Here is a 677-nt window from a genome sequence, read left to right as displayed (position 1 = left end):
GGGGGCGCGGGCGGCGGCGAGCTCGTCGCGGCAACATCATCATCGTCGGACTTCGAGCCGAAGTTCTTGCTGATGCCGCCGATCGTGCCGTTATAGCCCGGCGCCGAGATGCGGATGCAGGACAGCGCGCTGCAATTGCGCGGCGCCTCGACATGGACGCGCTGGCCGTCGATCTCAAAGGTGATGCCGGTGCCGCCGGCATGCGCTGACGTGGTGGCCATCAGCAGCGCGGCGATCGCAACGAGCTTCTTCATCGGGGTCTCCGTGGCGTTGGGCGGGGGTTGATCGATTGGTCCGGACGCTACGCGGCCGCGGGGCTTGATTATGTGATCTGCATCACGCCGGCGGACGCAGCCGAAGGATCGTCACGAAGGATCGTCACGGTGACGCAGGTCACTGCGCCGTGAGCACCGCCCCCTTTAGCGTCATTGGATGTTCTGGAGGCTTCGATGAAGCGCACCTGCCTGCTCGTCGCGCTGATGCTGTCCGCACCGTTCGCCCATGCCGGCGAGGGCATCTCGTTTTCGATCGGCGGTCACCGCGTCCATCTCGATCCGACGCGGTGCCGCTCGCTCTCCTGCGTCTCGGTGTCTGATCGATGGAAGCGCGACGACGGCGCGGACAATGGCCGCACGCTGAGGCCGGTGCCCGCACCCGAAGCGGCGGCCGCAAGCCCG

General features: G+C 67.2%; 2 pseudogenes. One reads left to right on the top strand and one right to left on the bottom strand.

The annotated features are described in order from the left end of the window. Positions 1 to 254 (bottom strand): annotated as a pseudogene (locus tag AC628_RS41340) (DUF2147 domain-containing protein); the annotation flags it as partial. Between the two features lie 195 nt (positions 255 to 449). Here AC628_RS41340 and AC628_RS41335 point away from each other — a divergent pair. Beyond that, positions 450 to 677, top strand: a pseudogene (locus AC628_RS41335) (DUF2147 domain-containing protein); the annotation flags it as partial.

Origin of the sequence: Bradyrhizobium sp. NAS96.2 (assembly GCF_001908235.1) — a bacterium.
Lineage (GTDB): Bacteria > Pseudomonadota > Alphaproteobacteria > Rhizobiales > Xanthobacteraceae > Bradyrhizobium.
Note: the sequence above shows the minus strand (reverse complement) of the source record. Positions and strands in the feature narration are given on the sequence as shown.